16 protein-coding genes are annotated in these 17,262 nt (G+C 70.7%); 9 read left to right on the plus strand and 7 right to left on the minus strand.

The window, feature by feature from the left end:
* Positions 1–46: 46 nt before the first annotated feature.
* On the minus strand, positions 47–961 hold the full coding sequence (locus AC1RTC_RS09985) for an endonuclease domain-containing protein (protein ID WP_493155379.1): 915 nt from the start codon (positions 959–961) through the stop codon (positions 47–49).
* Positions 962–1,077: 116 nt separating this feature from the next.
* A complete protein-coding gene (uriH, locus tag AC1RTC_RS09990) occupies positions 1,078–2,025 on the minus strand; it encodes a uridine-preferring nucleoside hydrolase UriH (RefSeq protein ID WP_493155380.1) in 948 nt (315 codons plus the stop codon).
* A 44-nt stretch (positions 2,026–2,069) separates the two neighbouring features.
* Here uriH and AC1RTC_RS09995 point away from each other — a divergent pair, with 44 nt between their 5' ends.
* The 3 genes from AC1RTC_RS09995 to AC1RTC_RS10005 are packed head-to-tail and all read left to right on the plus strand — an operon-like array spanning position 2,070 to position 3,906.
* Positions 2,070–3,191: an adenosine deaminase gene (locus AC1RTC_RS09995; protein WP_493155381.1), complete on the plus strand. Its 1,122-nt coding sequence runs from the start codon at positions 2,070–2,072 to the stop codon at positions 3,189–3,191.
* A gap of 2 nt (positions 3,192–3,193) precedes the next feature.
* Positions 3,194–3,634, plus strand: a complete 441-nt coding sequence (locus tag AC1RTC_RS10000; RefSeq protein WP_493155382.1) for a PTS sugar transporter subunit IIA — start codon at positions 3,194–3,196, stop codon at positions 3,632–3,634.
* Positions 3,631–3,906 (plus strand): PTS sugar transporter subunit IIB, encoded by a 276-nt coding sequence (locus AC1RTC_RS10005; protein ID WP_493155383.1) that lies wholly within the window; start codon positions 3,631–3,633, stop codon positions 3,904–3,906. The genes AC1RTC_RS10000 and AC1RTC_RS10005 overlap by 4 nt, the downstream gene beginning before the upstream one ends.
* On the opposite strand, the gene AC1RTC_RS10010 is transcribed toward AC1RTC_RS10005, so the two are convergent.
* Together AC1RTC_RS10010 and AC1RTC_RS10015 are read right to left on the minus strand one after the other, a co-directional pair.
* A complete protein-coding gene (locus tag AC1RTC_RS10010; protein ID WP_493155384.1) occupies positions 3,903–5,522 on the minus strand; it encodes a phospho-sugar mutase in 1,620 nt (539 codons plus the stop codon). The two genes, AC1RTC_RS10005 and AC1RTC_RS10010, sit on opposite strands and share 4 nt — an antisense overlap.
* A complete protein-coding gene (locus AC1RTC_RS10015) occupies positions 5,519–6,340 on the minus strand; it encodes a purine-nucleoside phosphorylase (protein WP_493155385.1) in 822 nt (273 codons plus the stop codon). Before AC1RTC_RS10015 ends, AC1RTC_RS10010 begins: the two co-directional genes overlap by 4 nt.
* A gap of 112 nt (positions 6,341–6,452) precedes the next feature.
* On the opposite strand from AC1RTC_RS10015, the gene AC1RTC_RS10020 reads away from it, so the two are divergent.
* Complete coding sequence (locus tag AC1RTC_RS10020; RefSeq protein ID WP_493155386.1) at positions 6,453–7,889, plus strand: NAD(P)H-quinone dehydrogenase; 1,437 nt, start codon at positions 6,453–6,455, stop codon at positions 7,887–7,889.
* Between the two features lie 101 nt (positions 7,890–7,990).
* On the opposite strand, the gene AC1RTC_RS10025 is transcribed toward AC1RTC_RS10020, so the two are convergent.
* A complete protein-coding gene (locus AC1RTC_RS10025; RefSeq protein ID WP_493155387.1) occupies positions 7,991–9,133 on the minus strand; it encodes an epoxide hydrolase family protein in 1,143 nt (380 codons plus the stop codon).
* Between the two features lie 60 nt (positions 9,134–9,193).
* On the opposite strand from AC1RTC_RS10025, the gene AC1RTC_RS10030 reads away from it, so the two are divergent.
* A complete protein-coding gene (locus AC1RTC_RS10030) occupies positions 9,194–10,156 on the plus strand; it encodes a helix-turn-helix transcriptional regulator (RefSeq protein ID WP_493155388.1) in 963 nt (320 codons plus the stop codon).
* Here the strand turns inward: AC1RTC_RS10030 and AC1RTC_RS10035 are convergent.
* Together AC1RTC_RS10035 and AC1RTC_RS10040 are read right to left on the minus strand one after the other, a co-directional pair.
* Complete coding sequence (locus AC1RTC_RS10035) at positions 10,143–11,897, minus strand: acetyl/propionyl/methylcrotonyl-CoA carboxylase subunit alpha (protein WP_493155389.1); 1,755 nt, start codon at positions 11,895–11,897, stop codon at positions 10,143–10,145. The two genes, AC1RTC_RS10030 and AC1RTC_RS10035, sit on opposite strands and share 14 nt — an antisense overlap.
* Positions 11,898–11,958: 61 nt before the next feature.
* Positions 11,959–12,576, minus strand: a complete 618-nt coding sequence (locus AC1RTC_RS10040) for a Maf family protein (RefSeq protein WP_493155390.1) — start codon at positions 12,574–12,576, stop codon at positions 11,959–11,961.
* Positions 12,577–12,596: 20 nt separating this feature from the next.
* Between AC1RTC_RS10040 and AC1RTC_RS10045 the strand changes: the two genes are divergently transcribed.
* The 4 genes from AC1RTC_RS10045 to AC1RTC_RS10060 all read left to right on the plus strand — a co-directional run bounded on the left by AC1RTC_RS10045 (position 12,597) and on the right by AC1RTC_RS10060 (position 16,895).
* Complete coding sequence (locus tag AC1RTC_RS10045) at positions 12,597–13,829, plus strand: class I SAM-dependent RNA methyltransferase (protein WP_493155391.1); 1,233 nt, start codon at positions 12,597–12,599, stop codon at positions 13,827–13,829.
* A gap of 72 nt (positions 13,830–13,901) precedes the next feature.
* Positions 13,902–14,606: a response regulator transcription factor gene (locus AC1RTC_RS10050; RefSeq protein ID WP_493155392.1), complete on the plus strand. Its 705-nt coding sequence runs from the start codon at positions 13,902–13,904 to the stop codon at positions 14,604–14,606.
* On the plus strand, positions 14,596–15,849 hold the full coding sequence (locus AC1RTC_RS10055) for a sensor histidine kinase (protein WP_493155393.1): 1,254 nt from the start codon (positions 14,596–14,598) through the stop codon (positions 15,847–15,849). The genes AC1RTC_RS10050 and AC1RTC_RS10055 overlap by 11 nt, the downstream gene beginning before the upstream one ends.
* Positions 15,846–16,895 (plus strand): DUF8320 family protein, encoded by a 1,050-nt coding sequence (locus AC1RTC_RS10060; RefSeq protein WP_493155394.1) that lies wholly within the window; start codon positions 15,846–15,848, stop codon positions 16,893–16,895. Before AC1RTC_RS10055 ends, AC1RTC_RS10060 begins: the two co-directional genes overlap by 4 nt.
* Positions 16,896–17,262: the final 367 nt, after the last annotated feature.

The following is a 17,262-nucleotide window of genomic DNA, read 5'->3' on the forward strand; positions in this document are numbered from 1 at the left end:
GGCGATCGTCCCTTCACGGGCACCCGCAACGGACGATTGCCGGATCTCACCCGGTCCATCCGCGCTCGCGGAGTCGACGGCGCAGCCGTGCGACCAACGCGCTCGAGTCGGCGAGGTCGTCCGCCGAGATCCGGGTGTGGTGCCAGCCCGCGTCCTGCAGCAACGGGACTCGCGCGAGATCCTTGCGCCACTGCCGAGGGTCCGTCCGGTGGTGATCGCCCTCGTAGTCCAGCGCCATTCTGTAGCGCGGGATCTGCAGGTCTGGCGTCGCGATGGGTGACCCGATCGCGTCGCAGACCTGCTCGTTGACGAGCATCCCCGGCAGTCCCGCCCGGATGAGGCGGAGACGGATCACGGACTCCGGCGGGGAGTCTGCGCGGTCGGTCATGAGCGGAACAACCCGCGTGAGGCGTGCGAGCCCGCGCCGGCCGTGGAACCGCTCGATCGCCCCCTCCAGGGAGCGGACTGTCGCCCGGTGGCCGCGAAGACGTCGTCGCCACAGGATGTTGTCGCCGGCGGCGAGCAGCTCCTCCTCGTCGAGAAGTGCGGAGAGGTCGCACAGGGTCCGCTCGAGGGAGGTGAGCCGGAGTCCCCGGCGGACGATGACATCAACGGGCGCGATCGCGAGCCGGTGTCCCCTCACTCCCGCCCCTCCCGGAGGCGTGCGGTCCTGCGCGACGCCGACGTCGAGTGGCAGTGCCTCGATCAGACGGAGCGGGAGGGGAATCTCGTGGAGCTGCGCGGCGGTGGCGTGGGAGAAGAACGCGTGCGCGGGCATCCGGACCGCATAGGCGCGCGCCATCCCCGCGCAGTCGAGTGCTTCGCCGGCGGGCACTCGCACTCCCCAGAACGGCCGCTGGAGGTCGCTGCCGCGGAGTCTCGCCGGCGTGAGCCCGGCGCCGAGCCCGGCCCCCACTGCGAAGGGTCCGCTGAACTCGTCGGGAATCGGTATCCGGGGCATCCGCCCATCGAACTCGAAGCGAGCGGTGCGCGGTTAGCGGTCTCCACAGCCTGAGATCCGGCCTTCGTCGGTTCGCATCGGAGTTGAAGCGCCGATTGTAGGATCTCAGCGTCGGGCTAGAGCTCGGGGTCGCCGATCCGCTCCAGGGCGTCGACCACGAGCGCCCAGAACTTGGGGTGGTCGAGCTTGCGCGCCACCTGGGTGGTGCAGTCATCGGGCGCGGGGGCGCGGAAGTCGGCCACGGTCATCCCGAGCGTCAGGGTGCCGGTGAGCTCGACGTCGAGCGGCACTCGCACGGTCTCCATGACCGTCGGGTCGATGACGAACGCGACAGCGCAGGGGTCGTGTACCGGGGGATGCTCGAAGCCCTGCTGGTCGCGGTAGGTGTGGCCGAAGAACTCCAGCAGCTCGCCCACGAAGCGCGCCGGCCCCGTTCCGACGGCGGCGATGGAGGCGGCCACCGCGGGGGTCGCGAGCGCCTCGTGGGTGAGGTCGAGGCCGACCATGGTGAGCGGCCACTTCTCGTTGAACACGATGTGGGCGGCCTCGGGGTCGATGACGATGTTGAACTCGCTAGTCGCGCTCCAGTTGCCGACGTTGACCCCGCCGCCCATCAGCACGACCTGCTTCACGCGGGTGGCGATGCGCGGCTCCTTGCGGACGGCCATGGCGATGTTCGTGAGGGCGCCCGTGGGTACGAGCGTGATGGTGCCCGGATCCGCCGCCATCACGGTGTCGATGATGAAGTCGACCGCGTGGCGGTGGTCGAGCTCGATGGTCCCGAGGGGCAGGACGGGCCCGTCGAGCCCGCTCTCGCCGTGGATGGAGTCGGCAACCTCGACCTCGCGCACGAGCGGCCGGTGGGCGCCGCGGGCGAAGGGCACGCCCGTGATCCCGGCGACCCGCGCGACTGAGAGCGCGTTGCGCGTGACCTTCTCGATGGTCTGGTTGCCCATCACCGTCGTGACGCCGACGAGCTCGATCTCGGGGTTGCCCCACGCGAGCAGCATCGCGATCGCGTCGTCGTGGCCGGGGTCGCAGTCGAGGATGATCTTCGTGGGCACCGTTCGAGGCTAGTACCCAGCAGCGGGAACGGTAGATTTGACCCATGAACGCCGCTGCTGACGACTACATCATGCCCGGGGGTGGGGCGAGCATCACGGCGCTTCCCAAGGTCTCGCTTCACGACCACCTCGACGGCGGGCTGCGACCGCAGACCATCATCGAGCTCGCCGACGCGATCGGCATGGAGGTTCCTGCTCCGGATGCCGCGGCTCTCGGTACCTGGTTCGCCAACCAGTCCGACTCCGGCTCACTCGTGGAGTACCTCAAGACGTTCGACATCACCACCGGCGTGATGCAGACCCCGGAGGGCCTCACGCGCGTAGCCCGCGAGTTCGTGCAGGACCTCGGTGCCGACGGTGTCGTGTACGGCGAGATCCGCTGGGCTCCGGAGCAGCACCTCACCCGCGGCCTGACCCTCGACCAGGTGGTCGAGGCAGTGCAGGAGGGCCTGGAGGCGGGCGTTGCCGATGTCGCGGCCACCGGGGCGAGCATCCGGGTCGGCCAGCTCGTCAGCGCCATGCGCCACGCCGACCGCGGCCTGGAGATCGCCGAGCTCGCCGTGCGGCACCGCAACAACGGCGTCGTGGGCTTCGACATCGCGGGCGCCGAGGCAGGCTTCCCGGCGGGCAACCTGCGCGAGGCGTTCGACTACCTCGCACACCACTACCTGCCCGCGACCGTGCACGCGGGCGAGGCGGACGGCATCGAGTCGATCCGCGGCGCGCTGTTCGACGGCCGCGCCCTGCGGCTCGGCCACGGCGTGCGCCTCGCCGAGGACATCACGACCGCCCGCGAGGACGACGAGAACACCTACGTCACGCTCGGCCCGGTCGCCCAGTGGGTGAAGGACCGCGAGATCGCCCTCGAGCTGAGCCCGAGCTCGAACCTGCAGACCGGCGCGATCGAGCAGTGGGGCGCCGAGCTCGTCGACCACCCGTTCGACCTGCTCTACCAGCTCGGCTTCCGCGTGACGGTGAACACCGACAACCGCCTGATGAGCGCCACCTCGCTCAGCCGCGAGCTCTACCTGCTCGCCGAGGCGTTCGGCTACGACCTCACCGACCTCGCCGTGTTCCAGCTCAACGCCGCCGCGGCCACCTTCCTCCCGCTCGAGGACCGCGAGGAACTCGCCGACATCATCACCGCCGGGTTCGAAGCGGCCTAGGGATGACCCTGCCCCCGCTCCCGCAGAGCGCCATCGTGATCGCCGCCGAGGCGGCCGACTGGCGCGCAGCGGTGACCCTCGCGGGCGATGCGCTCGCGCGGTCGGGGGCCGCGCGCCCGGGGTACTCGGGCGAGATGATCCGGATGATCGAGGAGCACGGCCCCTACGTCGTGATCGCGCCGGGGCTGGCCCTCGCGCACGCGCGGCCCGGTCCCGAGGTCCTCGCGGAGGGTCTCTCGATCGTCACCCTCGCGACGCCGGTCAACTTCGGCCACCCGTACAACGACCCGGTGCGGGTGATCCTCGGGCTGGCGGTCATGTCGTCCTCCGAGCACCTCGCGGCGGTCGCGGCGGTGGCGAACGTGTTCAACGACTCGACGGCGATCAACGACCTCGCCGCGGCGACGACTGTGGAAGAAGTGCAACGGATCATGCGCGCATGAAGATCGTGACCATCTGCGGGGCGGGGATCGGCAGTTCGGGCATCCTCAAAGTCAACGCGGAGCGCGTACTGCGCAAGCTCGACATCTCGGCCGAGGTCGTCGCCGCCGACATCGCCTCGGTGCGCGAGGTCGCCGCCGACGCGCAGGTGATCCTGACGTCGCCGGAGTTCGTGGAGGCGATCGGCAAGACCTTCGCGGACGTGATCGTGGTCGAGAACTACTTCGACACGGCCGAGCTGAGCGCGAAGCTCGAGGCGGCGCTGGGCTCCTAGGCCAGCAGCTCGCGCATCCCCGCGTCCAGCTCCGCCACCACGGCCTCCGCCGCGGCGCGCCGCTCGGCGGCCGTGCCCGAGTCGCTCGACGCGTCGATGTAGACCTTGAGCTTCGGCTCCGTGCCACTGGGGCGCACGATCACGCGCGCCCCGCCGTCGAGGTGCAGCCGCAGGATGTCGCCGGCCGGGTACTGCTCGAAGCCGTCGATGAAGTCGTCGATCCGCTCGACCGCGATCCCGCCGACCTTCGCGGGCGGGTTCGCCCGCAGGCGGTCCATGGCCGCGCCGATGAGCGCGAGGTCGTCGAACCGCAGCGAGATCTGCCCGGACGCGAACGCGCCGAACCGGTCGGCGAAGTCGTCGAGGTGGTCCTCGACGGTCTTGCCCTGCGCCTTGAGCTGCGAGGCAAGCGAGAGGAAGTCCACGGCCGCCGAGACGCCGTCCTTGTCGCGGACGATCTCCGGGTCCACGAGGTATCCCAGCGCCTCCTCGTAGCCGTACGAGAGGCCGGGCACGCGCGAGATCCACTTGAACCCGGTGAGCGTGTCCTCGTACTGCAGGCGGTACGCCTGCGCGACGGCGCGAAGAGCGGGAGACGAGACGATGGATGCCGCGAGCACCCCGTCCGCCCCGGCGCGCTCGGCGGCCCGCCACCCGAGCAGGTACCCGGTCTCGTTGCCGGTGAGGCGGCGCCAGCCGCTCGCCGACGGGATCGCCACGGCGAGCCGGTCCGCGTCCGGGTCGTTCACGATGGCGAGGTCGGCACCGACCTCCGCCGCCCGGGCGAACGTGAGGTCCATGGCGCCGGGCTCTTCGGGGTTGGGGAACGCGACAGTCGGGAACGCGGCATCCGGCTCGATCTGCTCCGTCACCACGTGCGGCTCGCCGAAGCCGGCCGCCGCGAACACGGCGCGCGCCGTCTCCCACCCGACGCCGTGCATGGCCGAGTAGACGAAGTTCAGACCGGCGCCGACCTGCGCGAGCGCGGCCGTGGCGCGCACGTACTCGTGCAGCACCGAGTCGTCGGCCACGATGAAGTCGGTCGAGCGCGGCAGGTCGCTGATCGAGCCGGCCGCGATCTTCTCGATGTCCGCCGCGATCTCGCCGTCGGCCGGGGGCACGATCTGCGAGCCGTGGTCGTCCTTGCCGAGGTAGACCTTGTAGCCGTTGTCGTTGGCCGGGTTGTGGCTGGCCGTCACCATGACGCCCGCGCTCGTGTCGAGGTGGCGCACCGCGAAGGCGAGAACGGGAGTGGGGAGGTGCCGTGGGAGGAGGGTCGTCGTGACGCCCGCGCCCGCCATGATCGTGGCGGTGTCGCGCGCGAAGACCTCCGAGTTGCGGCGGCCGTCGTACCCGATCACGATGCTGGGGCTCGGGTGCTGGGAGAGCAGGTACGCGGCGAGGCCCGCGGCGGCCTGCGCGACCAGCACGCGGTTCATCCGCGTCGGCCCGGCGCCGAGCTCGCCCCGGAGGCCGGCCGTGCCGAACTGCAGGCGGGAGGCGAACCGCTCCTCGAGCGCTGCGCCGCCGGCCGCGATCAGGGCCTCGAGCTCGGCGCGAGTGGCGGCATCCGGATCCTGTGCGAGCCAGGCCCGCGCGGCCTCGGCCGCCGTCACAGCTCTGCCACGATCTGCGCGAGAAGCCCGCCGAGGCGCGCCTCGGCGTCCTTGCCCGCCTGGATCACCTCTTCGTGGCTCAGGGGCGTCTTCTGGATGCCCGCTGCGAGGTTCGTGATGAGGGACATCCCGAGGATCTCCATGCCCGCCTGCCGCGCCGCGATCGCCTCGAGCGCGGTGGACATGCCCACGATGTGCCCGCCGATCGCCTTCGCCATCTGCACCTCGGCGGGGGTCTCGTAGTGCGGCCCGCGGAACTGGCAGTACACGCCCTCATCGAGGCTGCCGTCGACGGTCTTGGCGACGGCCCTGAGCCGCGCGCTGTAGAGGTCGGTGAGGTCGATGAAGGTCGCGCCCTCGAGCGGCGAGTCCGCCGTGAGGTTGATGTGGTCGCTGATGAGCACGGGGGTGCCCGGTTTCCAGGTCTCCTTGATGCCGCCGGCGCCGTTGGTCAGGATCATGGTCGTGGCGCCGGTCGCGGCCGCCGTGCGCACCGAGTGGACGACCCGGCGCACGCCGTGGTTCTCGTAGTAGTGGGTGCGTGCGCCGATCACGAGCGCGCGCTTGCCGCTCGGCAGCAGGATGGAGCGCAGGGTGCCGACGTGCCCCTCGAGGGCCGGCTTGCCGAACCCCACGATGTCCTGCGCGGTGATCGTCGCGGTGGTCTCGCCGATGAGGTCCGCGGCCTTCGCCCAGCCGCTGCCGAGCGTGAGGGCGATGTCGTGCCGGTCGACCCCGGTCTTCTCTGCGATCTGCGCTGCGGCTTCGGCGGCGATGTCGAACGGGTTGAGATCGGGATTGTCCAGAGGATTCAGCATCCCAACACTCTAGGACTCGACGACGGTTTTGAGGCCCTTGTCGTTTATCCCCACGGTCTACGCTCGGGCCCGGCGGCGGGCAAGCCGGTTGCATTTAAGGGAGGATTGAGGCATGGCCTATGAATTCGAGCGGAAGCAGCGCATTGCGATTCTCGGCGGAGGCCCCGGCGGCTACGAGGCCGCCCTCGCGGGCGCGCAGCTCGGCGCCGATGTCACCCTCGTCGAGCGCGAGGGCGTCGGCGGCTCCGCGGTCCTGACCGACGTCGTCCCCTCCAAGTCGCTCATCGCCACCGCGGAGGCCACCAACGGCATCGGCGAGGCCGCCGACCTGGGCGTGCAGTTCTTCACCCGCTCCGACTCCGGGCGCGCCGTGCGCCCCGAGGTCACCGTCAACCTCGCCGCGGTGAACGCGCGGCTCATGCGCCTCGCGCGCCAGCAGTCCGAGGACATGAAGTCGCAGCTGATCAAGGCCGGCGTCCGCATCATCCACGGCGAGGGGCGCCTCGACGGTCCGCAGCGCATCGTGGTCTCCACGGGCAAGGGCAAGGCGGGAACGGACTTCGACGAGGTGGATGCGGACACGATTGTCGTGTCCGTGGGCGCGCGCCCGCGCATCCTGCCGACCGCCAAGCCCGACGGCGAGCGCATCTTCACCTGGACGCAGCTCTACACGCTCGAGGAGGTGCCCGAGCATCTCATCGTCGTCGGGTCGGGTGTGACGGGCGCCGAGTTCGCCTCCGCGTACACCGCCCTCGGCTCGCAGGTGACCCTCATCTCCTCCCGCGACCAGGTGCTCCCGGGCGAGGACCAGGACGCGGCCCGCGTCATCGAGGACGTCTTCAAGCGCAACGGGATGACCGTGCTCTCCAAATCACGCGCCGACTCCGTGAAGCGCACCAAGGACGGCGTCGTGGCAACCCTCTCCGACGGCCGGACTGTGGAGGGGACGCACTGCCTCCTCGCGGTCGGGTCCATCCCCAACACGGAGGGCATCGGACTCGCCGAGGCCGGCGTGCAGCTCACCGAGTCCGGCCACATCAGGGTCAACCGCGTCGCGCGCACCTCGGTGCCGTCGATCTACGCGGCGGGCGACTGCAGCGACTTCCTCCCGTTGGCCTCCGTGGCGTCGCAGCAGGGCCGCACGGCCGTGTTCCACGCCATGGGGGACGCCGTGAACCCCACCGAGCTGCGCAACATCACCTCGAACATCTTCACCCAGCCGGAGATCGCCACCGTCGGATGGTCGCAGAAGCAGATCGAGGACGGCATCGCGCAGGGCGACATCTACAAGCTGCCGCTGGCGTCCAATCCCCGCGCGAAGATGATGGGCATCAAGGACGGCTTCGTGAAGCTGTTCGCCCGCACCGGCTCGGGCACCGTCATCGGGGGCGTGATCGTCGCGCCGCACGCATCCGAGCTCATCCTCCCGATCGCGCTCGCCGTCGAGCACCGGCTCACGGTCGACCAGCTGGCGCGCGCGTTCAGCGTCTACCCGTCGCTCACGAGCAGCATCACGGATGCCGCGCGCGCGATGCACATCGTCAACTAGCGCCGGCTAGCGCCGCGCGCGCCGGCTGAGATCCGACAATCTGCGCTTCCCTGGTGGCCTGAAGCGGCGATTGTCGGATCTCATCCCGGGCGGGGTGGCCGTCAGGGGCGGAGGCCGCCGAAGAAGGCGCGGATGTCGCCCACGAGCAGGTCGGGCACCTCGAGGGCGGCGTAGTGGCCGCCGCGCTCGTGCTCGGTCCAGTGCACGATGTTGTCGTTGTCCCGGTCCGCGAACGCCCGGATGGACTGGAAGTCGTCGGGGAAGAGCGCCACCCCCATCGGCGCGTGGTTGACGGACGGCTCGGCTGCAGCCCGGGCATCCTCGAAGTAGTAGCGCACCTGGCCGGCGGCGGAGTTCGCGAACCAGGCGACGGACACCTCGGTGAGGATGGCGTCGAGCGGCACCGACGACGGGCGGTCGAAGCCCATGAAGAGCTCGCTGTAGGCGAGCTGCCCCGCGGGGGAGTCGGCGAGGCCGACGGCCACCGTCTGGGGCCGCGAGGCGTTCATCGTGTTGTAGCCGCCCACGGACTGGAACCACTGCATGAACTCGAGGGCCGCGTAGTCCTTCGGCCCCAGGGTGTCGAACTCGCCCTCGGCACCGCTCGGGAAGGAGAACGCCTGTAGCACGTGCAGCCCGACGAGGCCCTCCGGCTGGAGGAGCCCGAGCTCCCGCGCGACATTCGCGCCGAAGTCGCTGCCGTGAACGCCGTACGTGCTGTACCCGAGACGGCGCATGAGGGTGTCGAAGAGCCCTGCGACGCGTGCCGTGGTCCAGCCGCCGCCGACCACGGGGGAGCTGAATCCCACGCCGGGCGCGGACGGGATCACGACGGAGAACGCATCCTCCGCGCGACCGCCGTGCGCGACCGGGTCGGTCAGCGGCCCGATGAGGTCGAGGAAGTCGACGAACGAGCCGGGGTAGGAGTGCGCGAGCAGCAGCGGCGTCGCGCCCGGCTCGGCGCTCGGCACGTGCACGAAGTGGACGGGCTGGCCGTCGATCTCGGTGACGTACTGGGCGAACTCGTTGAGCCGTGCTTCGACGGCGCGCCAGTCGAGCTCGGCCCAGCGGTCGAGCGCGGTGGTGAGCCAGGCGGCGGTGACGCCGTAGCGGGCGTCGTCCTCGGGTGCCGGCTGCGGCAGCCGGGTGTTCGCGATGCGAGCGCGGAGGTCGGCGAGGTCGGCCTCGGGGATGTCGATGCGGAAGGGACGGATGGCGGCAGGGCCGCGGCTGTTCGTTGTCATAGCTCCACGGTAGAAGCCATATAGGAACGAATCGTTCCTGTTGCCGGCAATACTTGTCCCATGACCGATACGTCTGCCCGCCTCCTCGCCATGCTCTCGCGGCTCCAGTCCCGACCGCAATGGTCCGGCACCCAGCTCGCCGACGAGCTCGGTGTCACAACGCGCACGATCCGCAAGGACGTCGACCGACTGCGCGCGCTGGGGTACCCCGTCGACGCCGTCCGGGGCCGGGACGGCTACTACCGCCTGGGCGCCGGAACCGCGCTCCCGCCCCTGCTGCTCGACGACGAGGAGGCGGTGGCGATAGTAGTCGGGCTCCGCCAGGCGACGGGTCTGGCCGGTGTCGAGGAGTCGAGCGCGCGGGTTCTGGCCAAGCTCGAGCAGGTCTTCCCGCCGCGACTGCGGCCCACGCTCGACGCGCTCAGCTCGACGATCACCCGCGGGCCCGAGGTGACCGACAGCGTCGACGACGTCCCGGAGATCGACCACGCCGTGCTCAGCCAGGTCGCCACGGCGATCCGGGATGCCGAGTGGCTGCGGTTCGACTACCCGGGCGACGACGAGCCGCACGCGGTCGAGCCCTACCGGCTCGTGGTGTGGCAGCGCCGCTGGTACCTCGTCACGCGCAGCACGGTCACGGGCGGGTGGGGCATCTACCGCGTCGACCGGATGAGCCTTCGCGCCCCCACTCGGCGCCGGTTCGTGCCGCGCGGTCTCGACGAAGCTGACTACACGGACTTCGTGGTGCGGGAGGTGGCGTCGAGCGGGTGGAGCGTGCACGCCCGGATCACGGTGCTCGCCTCCGCCGAGGAGGTGCTGAGGCGCATCAACCCGGCGGTCGGCGTCGTCGAGCCGATCGACGAGTCGCGCTGCGTGCTCGTCACCGGCGCCGACAGCGTCGAGACCATCGCGGTGTATGTCGGCCTGCTCGACCTCGAGTTCGAGGTCGATGCGCCCCAGGCCCTCGTCGCCCGCATCCGCGAGCTCGGGGCGCGCTACGCCCGCGCGGTCAGTCCGCGATAGACATCAGGAGGTGGCCCGACGAGACCGTGGTGCCGACCGCGGCGTTGATGCCCGTGATCGTCCCGTCCTTGTGGGCGGTGAGCGGCTGCTCCATCTTCATGGCCTCGAGCACGAGGATCAGGTCGCCCTTGACGACCTTGTCGCCCTCGGCAACGGCGAGCTTCACGACGGTGGCCTGCATGGGCGCCTTCACCGAGTCCCCGGTGACTGTCGACACGGATGACGACGCCCGGCGCTTCGGCGGAGCCGCGAGGGCCGTGCCGCCGCCGGTGGTGGGAACGAGCTTCGTCGGCAGGGAGACCTCGACCCGCTTGCCCCCGACCTCGAGGACCACGTTGTGGCGCGCGACGGGAGCCGAGCCATCCGGAAGCGAACCGCTCCACGGCTCGATGTCGTTGTTGAACTCGGTCTCGATCCAGCGGGTGTAGATCGAGAAGGGGCTCGACGTGAACGCCGGGTCTCGCACGATCTTGCGGTGGAACGGCAGCACGGTCGGCAGGCCGGCGACCTCGAACTCGTCGAGGGCGCGGCGGGAGCGCTCGAGGGCGTCCTCGCGGGAGGAGCCGGTCACGATGAGCTTGGCGAGAAGGGAGTCGAAGGCGCCGCTGATCACGTCGCCGGTGGTGACGCCGGAGTCGACACGGACTCCGGGGCCGCCGGGCATCCGGAGCACGTTGACCGGGCCGGGAGCGGGCATGAAGTTGAGCCCCGGGTCCTCGCCGTTGATGCGGAACTCGAAGGAGTGGCCCACGGCGACCGGGTCGTCGTAGCCGATGGCCTCGCCCTCGGCGATGCGGAACTGCTCGCGGACGAGGTCGATGCCCGTGACCTCCTCGGAGACCGGGTGCTCGACCTGCAGGCGGGTGTTGACCTCGAGGAAGGAGATCGTGCCGTCCTTGGCGACGAGGAACTCGCAGGTTCCGGCCCCCAGGTAGCCGACCTCCTTGAGGATCGCCTTCGACGACGTGTACAGGGCCGCGTTCTGCTCGTCGGTGAGGAACGGCGCCGGCGCCTCCTCGACGAGCTTCTGGTGGCGGCGCTGCAGCGAGCAGTCGCGGGTGGAGATCACGACGACATTGCCGTGGGAGTCCGCCAGGCACTGGGTCTCGACGTGGCGCGGCTGGTCGAGGTACTTCTCGACGAAGCACTCGCCGCGGCCGAAGGCGGCGATCGCCTCGCGGGTCGCGGACTCGAACAGCTCGGGGACCTCTTCACGGGTGCGCGCGACCTTGAGCCCGCGGCCGCCGCCGCCGAACGCCGCCTTGATGGCGACGGGGAGGCCGTACTGGTCGACGAAGTCCAGCACCTCGTCGGCGCCCGAGACGGGGTTGAGGGTTCCGGGCGCGAGCGGGGCTCCCACCTTCTCCGCGATGTGGCGCGCGGAGACCTTGTCGCCGAGCTTCTCGATCGCGTCGGGGGAGGGGCCGATCCAGATGAGCCCGGCGTCGATGACGGCCTGGGCGAAGACGGCGTTCTCGGCGAGGAACCCGTACCCGGGGTGCACGGCGTCGGCGCCCGAGCGGCGGGCCACGGAGAGCAGCTTCTCGATGACGAGGTACGTCTCGGCAGACGTGGTGCCGTCGAGGGCGTAGGCCTCGTCGGCGAGCTTCACGTGCCGGGCATCCCGGTCCTGATCGGCGTAGACCGCGACGGACGCGATGCCGCTGTCTTTGGCGGCGCGGATCACGCGTACTGCGATCTCTCCACGGTTGGCGATGAGGACCTTCGTGATGCGAGACATAATCCCCCAGCCTATTGGGGCACGGCCGTGCCGGATGAGGGGGTCCCCACAAAAAGAACGGCTACAAGCGCGGCAGGTTCCACAACGAGTGCCATTCGACGCCGAACTCCAGCAGGAGCGACCGGAGCGTCGACACCGAGAGGCCCACCACCGCGTGCGGGTCGCCCTCGACGCGCGTGATGTACGCCGAGCCGAGGCTGTCGATCGTGAAGGCCCCCGCGACCTGCAGCGGCTCGCCGGTGGCGATGTACGCGTCCACCTCAGCGTCGGTAAGAGAGGAGAAGGTGACGGATGCCGTAGCCACAGCCCCCACGGCGCCCTTCGCCGAGCCGCCGCGGTGGTCGATGAGCCAGTGCCCCGAGTGCAGGAGCCCCGTGCGGCCCCGCTGCGCGAGCCACCGCTCGCGAGCCACCTCGGGCCGGTGCGGCTTGCCGTACAGCTCGCCGTCGAGCTCGAACGCGGAGTCGCCGCCGAGGATGAAGCCGTCCAGCTCCGGGCCGACCACCGCCTCGGCCTTCGCCCGCGCGAGGAGGGCCACGAGCCCCGGTCCGTCGAGGGGGCCGGCCGCCGCGGCGACCGCCTCCTCGTCCACGCCGGACGACAGCAGCACGGGCTCCACCCCGGCCGCGCGCAGCGTGGCGAGCCTCGCGGGCGAGGTCGACGCGAGGTACAGGCGCACAGTGCTCCTATGCTCGGAGGATGGGTGAGTGGGCCGGCAGGCCGATCGAGATCGACGTTACCAACATCGCGCACGGGGGAGTCTCGGTGGCGCGCTACGAGGGCCGTGTCGTGTTCGTCGCCGACGCCATCCCCGGCGAGCGGGTGGTCGCACGGGTGAGCGACGACCGCAAGGCCACGTTCTGGCGCGCCGAGACGGTGGACGTCGTCATCCCGAGCCCGCACCGCAAGGACCACGTCTGGTCGGCCGCCGCCCTCGACCGCGACCCCGCCGACCGCGCCGGCGGGGCCGAGTTCGGCCACATCGAGCTCGCCCACCAGCGCGAGCTCAAGCGCCAGGTGCTGACCGAGTCCCTCGCCCGCATGGCGAAGGTAGACCGGGATGCCGCGGTCGAGGCCCTCCCCGGAGACGAGGAGCGCTCCGGCACAGGCTGGCGCACCCGGGTGCGGCTGCACGTGGGAGAGGACGGGCGGCCCGGGCCGTACGCCGCGCGCTCCCACCGCGTCATCCCGGTCGCGGACCTGCCGCTCGGCACCGACGAGCTCTCCGCCGCGGCCCCGCTCACGCAGAACTTCGACGGGTTCGACCACGTCGACGTGATCAACCCCTCGACCGGCGGCACGCGCCTCGTGATCGGCGACCAGAAGCCGTCGACGATCACCGAGGTCGTGGCGGGGCGGGAGTTCCGGCTCTCGGACCGCGGGTTCTGGCAGGTGCACCGCTCCGCCGCCGAAGCGCTGACCGAGGCCGTGCAGACGGCTATCGACGGCGACCTGTTCGACCCCCTTGCGCACAACCTCGACCTGTACGGCGGCGTCGGCCTGCTGGCCGCGGCGGTCGGCGACCGGTTCGGCCCCGCGACGCGCATCACGAGCGTCGAGAGCGATCCGAGGGCTACCGACTTCGCGGCGGAGAACCTCTCCGAGTGGCTCGGCGCCCGTGCTGAGACGGGACGGGTCGAGCGCTGGGTGCGCGAGCTCGCGGCGGCCGCATCCCCCACCGAGCGCGCCCGCCTGGCCAAGGGCACTGTCGTTCTCGACCCGCCCCGCTCGGGCGCCGGCAAGGACGTCGTCGACACGATCGCGGGCCTCACCCCCGCGCAGGTCGTGTACGTGGCGTGCGACCCGGTGGCCTTCGCGCGCGACGTGGAGCTGTTCCAGCGGCACGGCTACGAGCTCACTGCACTGCGCGCGTTCGACCTCTTCCCCAACACGCACCACGTCGAGGCGGTGGGCACTCTCACCCGGTCCTGAGTGTCTCCTGCGCCTTTCGGCGGCCACGACACTACGATGGGGTACCACCCGCACCCGCGAGAACGGAACAGCATGGCCCAGCCAACGACGATGGAGACGGACGGCCCGACCCCCGCCTCCCTCGTGCGTGTCGCCGTGGTCGACGACCACGAATCGGTTCGGCTCGGGCTCAAGGCGGCGTTCATCGACCAGGGCTACGAGTTCGTCACCGCGGCGGCGACCGTCGACGAGTTCGTCGCGAGCCTCGACGGCCGCGAGGTGGACGTCGTCGTGCTCGACCTCTCCCTGGGTGACGGCTCCACGGTCACCGACAATGTGAAGCGCGTGCAGGCCACGGGCTCTGCCGTGCTCGTGCACTCCATCGCCGACCGGGTTGCGAGCGTTCGGGAAGCGCTCGCAGCCGGGGCGGCGGGGGTCATCCCGAAGTCCTCGGCGACGAGCACGGTGCTCGCTGCCGCAGCCACCGTCGCCCGTGGCGAGGTGCTCAACAACCTCGAGTGGGCGACCGCGATCGACGCCGACCGCGACTTCGCCAAGGCGCAGCTCGGCCGGCGCGAGCGCGAGATCCTGCACCTCTACGCCTCCGGCCTCCCTCTCAAGCTCGCAGCACAGCAGCTGGGCATCGGGTACTCGACCGCCCGCGAGTACCTCGACCGCATCCGGGTCAAGTACGTCGAGGTGGGAAGACCGGCTCCGACCAAGGTCGACCTGCTGAGGCGCGCAGTGGAGGACGGCATCCTGCCCGGCCTCGACCCGGACGGCGGAGATGGCCGATAGCGTCACGACCGTGCGGGCGCTGCCGCAGAACAAGCAGCCGCGCAACCCGATCAGCCGCAAGCAGGTCGAGAAGGTCATCTCCCGCAGTGTCGCGGTGTTCGGGATCGTCTTCGGCGCCCAGACCGTCCCGTGGCTGCTCGGCCAGCTCGACGAGGCCGAGCCGATCTGGCTCTGGATCGTCGTCCCCGCCCTGTTCGGCACCCTCGTGGTGGTGCTCGTGCTCTCCATCGCCCAGGTCTGGGTGCGGCCCATCCAGGGCATCTTCGCCGTGCTGTACCTCCTGGCGCTGGTCTCGTGGCCGTTCTTCGTCCTGCCCGGCGCGGACGTCTTCCAGGGCATCCACTGGTTGAACTACCTCATCACGGTCGCTACCGCGATGGCGGCGATCGCGTTCCCGACGCTCATCACCACGATCTACCTCTTCGTCTGCCCGATGATCTACGTGATCATCCGCATCACCCCGCTCGGCGGCGGCGCCAGCTGGCCGCTCGCCCTGTTGGAGGGCGTGTACGCGCTCATCCTGGGCTCCGCCATCGTCATCATCGTGACCATGCTGCGGCAGGCGGCCAGCTCGGTCGACAACGCGCAGGCGACCGCCCTCGACCGCTACAGCCACGCCGTGCGCCAGCACGCCACGGAGGTCGAGCGCGTGCAGGTCGACTCGATCGTGCACGACAGCGTGCTGACGACCTTCATCTCCGCCGCCCGGGCGTTCACCCCGCAGGCGCAGGAGCTCGCGGCGACCATGGCCGGCAACGCGATCGGCTATCTCCGGGATGCCGCGGCCGCGAGCCCCGACGACGGCACCACCGTGCGCTTCACCTCGCTGGCGGAGCGCATCACGGACGCGGCGGCCGCCCTCTCGAGCCCGTTCGAGCTGCGCATCCGGAGCGTCGGCACCCGCTCGCTGCCCGTGCACGCCGCCGAGGCGATCTACTCGGCCTCCGTGCAGGCGATGGTCAACAGCCTCCAGCACGCGGGGGAGGAGGGCGTCTCGCGCTGGGTCGCCGTCCGCGGTGTGGCCCCGGGCGGCATCGAGGTCGTCATCGGCGATACCGGAGCCGGGTTCGACATCTCGGAGCGCAGCGAGCGCCTCGGCGTGCGGGTCTCCATCCTCGAGCGCATCTCCAACGCGGGCGGGCGCGCGACCGTGCAGTCGGCGCCGGGCGAGGGCACGATCGTGAGCATCCGCTGGCCGCACGCGAGCCCGCCGCCCGTCACGGAGTTCGGGGGCGGCGCGTGAACATCGGCGTCCCCCGCTACCTCATCGTCGGCATGGCCGGCCTGTTCTCCGCGTACCACCTCGTGCTCGCGACCTACACGCTCGACATCCCGCGCCACACCGCGCCGATCTTCGTCGCCATGGCCCTGTACGCGGCGGCGACGATCATCAGCCTGCTGCCGTGGGGCCCGGTGCGGATGCCGATCTGGATGGCCGCGTTCAACTTCGCCATCGTCATCGCGATCACCCTTCTCGTCGCGAACGAGCTCGACTTCGGCCGCCCCGGCGGCACCGGCTACGCGAGCTGGTACGTGGCGGCGAGCGGCACCCTCATGACGATCACGTCGACGCGGGGCCGGCACACGTTCGCGTGGCTGGGCATCGGCTTCCTCGTGGTCCACACCGTCGTGGGCGTCGGCGCTGTCGGCCCGGCCGGGATCTTCTCCCTCGGGATCGTTGGCAGCGCATCCTGGGTCGCCGTCTCGCACGTGCTGAGCACCGCCCTCGCCAAGGCGTCCAAGGATGCCCAGCGCTTCGCCCTCGCGGAGCGCGAGGCCACCGACTGGCAGGCTGCACAGGAGGCGCACGTCCACGAGCGCCAGTTCAGGCTCGGGCAGACCAGTGCCATGGCGCTCACCATGCTGCGCCAGATCCAGGAGAGCGGCGGCAACCTCACCGACGAGCAGCGCCGCGAGTGCGCCTACCTCGAGAGCGCCATCCGCGACGAGATCCGCGGCCGGAAGCTGCTCAACGACGCCGTGCGCGACGAGGTGATGAGTGCGCGCCGCCGCGGCGCGACCGTGACCCTGCTCGACGAGGGCGGCATCGACGACCTCTCCGACGCCGAGCTGGACCGCGTGCTCAACCGGCTCGCGCTGGCCATCCACGAGACCAATGCCGACAAGGTGATCGCGCGGACCGTGCCCGAGGGCTCCGACGTCGCGGTGACCGTGGTGGGGCTGCGCTCCGTGGCCGACGGCGAGTCAGTGGCGCTCGGCCAGGACTCCCTCGAGGACGACGAGGTCGACCTGTGGCTCGAGATCCCGCGGGTGCCGGTCACGCCGTAGTCTGCGCCAGGAGCGGCCCGCCCCGCTGGGCGCGGCGGGCCGCTGGACAAGCAGAAGGGCCGGGGGTGCAGTGCACCGCATCCGGCCCTTCGCTAAAACCCGGGTCAGGGCGATAACCCGAATATCGCCCTGACCCGCCCCCAATACATTGGCCCGCTTACCCTAGTCGGCCAATGAATGGTGATGTTCTCCAAGGGAGGAACATCTAGCAATAACAACTATGCGGGGGCGACAGGGGTACGCAAAGTCGTCTCTTTGGGGGACTCTTGGGGGACATTTAGCCTTCACACAGTGAACGAGTACCCCGATATTCCGGTATTTCGGGGTTCGAGCGGCGAGGGCAACAGGGGTACATTCTTCGGAATCC

Source organism: Rhodoglobus sp. GW821-FHT12B09 (genome assembly GCF_058809925.1).

What these genes read in the sequence shown, in the direction of transcription:
- AC1RTC_RS10015 (WP_493155385.1), bottom strand. Translation starts at nt 6,340, where the DNA reads ATGCTGAATCCTCTGGACAATCCCGATCTCAACCCGTTCGACATCGCC.
- AC1RTC_RS10020 (WP_493155386.1), top strand. Translation starts at nt 6,453, where the DNA reads ATGGCCTATGAATTCGAGCGGAAGCAGCGCATTGCGATTCTCGGCGGA.
- AC1RTC_RS09995 (WP_493155381.1), top strand. Translation starts at nt 2,070, where the DNA reads ATGAACGCCGCTGCTGACGACTACATCATGCCCGGGGGTGGGGCGAGC.
- AC1RTC_RS10000 (WP_493155382.1), top strand. Translation starts at nt 3,194, where the DNA reads ATGACCCTGCCCCCGCTCCCGCAGAGCGCCATCGTGATCGCCGCCGAG.
- AC1RTC_RS10005 (WP_493155383.1), top strand. Translation starts at nt 3,631, where the DNA reads ATGAAGATCGTGACCATCTGCGGGGCGGGGATCGGCAGTTCGGGCATC.
- AC1RTC_RS10025 (WP_493155387.1), bottom strand. Translation starts at nt 9,133, where the DNA reads ATGACAACGAACAGCCGCGGCCCTGCCGCCATCCGTCCCTTCCGCATC.
- AC1RTC_RS10055 (WP_493155393.1), top strand. Translation starts at nt 14,596, where the DNA reads ATGGCCGATAGCGTCACGACCGTGCGGGCGCTGCCGCAGAACAAGCAG.
- AC1RTC_RS10050 (WP_493155392.1), top strand. Translation starts at nt 13,902, where the DNA reads ATGGCCCAGCCAACGACGATGGAGACGGACGGCCCGACCCCCGCCTCC.
- AC1RTC_RS10035 (WP_493155389.1), bottom strand. Translation starts at nt 11,897, where the DNA reads ATGTCTCGCATCACGAAGGTCCTCATCGCCAACCGTGGAGAGATCGCA.
- AC1RTC_RS10030 (WP_493155388.1), top strand. Translation starts at nt 9,194, where the DNA reads ATGACCGATACGTCTGCCCGCCTCCTCGCCATGCTCTCGCGGCTCCAG.
- AC1RTC_RS09985 (WP_493155379.1), bottom strand. Translation starts at nt 961, where the DNA reads ATGCCCCGGATACCGATTCCCGACGAGTTCAGCGGACCCTTCGCAGTG.
- AC1RTC_RS10045 (WP_493155391.1), top strand. Translation starts at nt 12,597, where the DNA reads ATGGGTGAGTGGGCCGGCAGGCCGATCGAGATCGACGTTACCAACATC.